The organism is Micromonospora sp. ALFpr18c, from assembly GCF_008868155.1.
Lineage (GTDB): Bacteria > Actinomycetota > Actinomycetes > Mycobacteriales > Micromonosporaceae > Micromonospora.
In genome coordinates, this window is the sequence record NZ_WBKR01000376.1 from 1 (window position 1) to 1,710 (window position 1,710).

Annotated in this window: 2 protein-coding genes; both read left to right on the top strand. The window is 74.0% G+C overall.

What is annotated here, in order from left to right:
* Positions 1–641: alanine racemase (locus tag F8271_RS31185; protein ID WP_192580551.1), on the top strand; the 641-nt coding region annotated here is incomplete at its 5' end.
* Entirely contained in the window at positions 638–1,681 is a 1,044-nt protein-coding gene (locus F8271_RS31190) for a D-alanine--D-alanine ligase family protein (RefSeq protein ID WP_151493359.1), read from the top strand. The genes F8271_RS31185 and F8271_RS31190, both read left to right, overlap by 4 nt.
* The last annotated feature ends 29 nt before the right edge of the window (positions 1,682–1,710 follow it).

Consider the following 1,710-nt stretch of genomic DNA (forward strand, 5'->3'; position numbering starts at 1 on the left):
CGGACCTGCCGGGCGCGCCCGCCGTGGACCGGCAGGTGGTGGCCTTCGAGGAGGCGCTGCGGGTGGCCCGCCGCGCCGGCCTCGACCCCGACCTGGTCCACCTCGCCAACTCGGCGGCCGCGCTGTCCGCACCACGGACCCGGTTCGACCTCTGCCGGATCGGGATCGCGCTCTACGGCGTGGACCCGTTCGGCGCGACCGGCCCGGGCGGGTTCGGCCTGCACGCCGCCATGACCCTGCGGACGAGCGTGGTCAACGTGAAGCGGGTACCGGCCGGCACCGGCGTCTCCTACGGGCCCGAGCACGTGACCGACGCGCCGACCACGCTGGCCCTGCTCCCGCTCGGGTACGCCGACGGGGTGCCCCGGGCCAGCGGGGGTCGCGCCTCGGTGTGGCTCGGCGGCCGCCGGTGCCCGGTGGTCGGGCGTATCGCCATGGACCAGTGCGTGGTCGACGTCGGGGACCTCCCCGTGGCGATCGGCGACCCGGTCGTGGTGTTCGGCCCCGCCGAGGGCGACCAGAACCCTCCGACGGTCGGCGAGTGGGCCCGCTGGGCCGACACCAACCCGCACGAGATCTTGACCGGTATCGGGGCCCGGGTGGCCCGCGACCACCTCCACGAAAGGACACGGACGTCATGACGACCCGACTGGCAGTGCTGTACGGCGGGCAGAGCGGCGAGCACGAGGTCTCCCGCCAGTCGGCGGCGAGCATCCTCGCCGCTCTGGACCGCGACAGGTACCAGGTCACCGAGGTGCTCATCGGCCGCGACGGCGGTTGGCACCTCGACGGCCGTCCGACTGCACTCCCCCAGGCGCTGCGTGTGCTGCGCACCCAGGACGTGGTCTTCCCGGCCCTGCACGGCCCGTACGGCGAGGACGGCACCGTGGCGTCGCTGCTGGAGTGGCTCGGCGTGCCGTACGTCGGCAACGGCGTCTTCGCCAGCGCCGCCGGCATGGACAAGGGTGTCACCAAGCGGCTGCTCGCCGTGGAGGGCCTGCGGGTCAGCCCCGGCGTGACCCTGCGCCCCGGCGAGGATCTGGCGCCGGCCGACCGGCGACGGCTGCAACTGCCGGTCTTCGTCAAGCCTGCGCGGGCCGGGTCCAGCCTGGGCGTCGTCAAGGTGGACGACTGGGCGGGAATCACCGCCGCGCTGGAGCAGGCCCGCCAGGTCGACCCGAAGGTGCTCGTCGAGCAGGGTGCGCGGGGACGGGAGATCGACGTGGCCGTCCTCCAGTACCCGGACGGTCGGGTCCAGGCCGGCCCACCGCTGGAGATCCGGGTGACCGGCGCCGGCTTCTTCGACTACGACGCGAAGTACGACGGCGGGGCGGTCTTCCAGATTCCCGCCCCGCTCGACGCGGCGACGACCGAGGTGCTCCAGGACCGGGCGATCCGTGCCTTCCACGCCCTCGACTGTCGTGGGCTGCTGCGCGTCGACTTCTTCCTGCCCGAGCACGGCTCCCGTGAGCCGATCGTGAACGAGGTGAACACCTTCCCCGGGTTCACGGCCGCGTCGCAGTTTCCGCAGATCTGGCAGCAGGCCGGAATCGGGTTCGCCGCGCTGCTGGACATCCTGATCGCCGGTGCGCGGGCGGATCAGGGCCAGGTCCGCCCCGGCTCACTGCCTCGGTCGGCCCGCGCGGTGGACCCGGTGGGCGGGGCCGTCGCGGTCAGGTGACGGGGCAGGGCCGGGCCGGTCAGGTGACG

Excerpts from the sequence above, each read along its gene's own strand:
- F8271_RS31190 (WP_151493359.1), top strand. The coding sequence starts at position 638 with ATGACGACCCGACTGGCAGTGCTGTACGGCGGGCAGAGCGGCGAGCAC.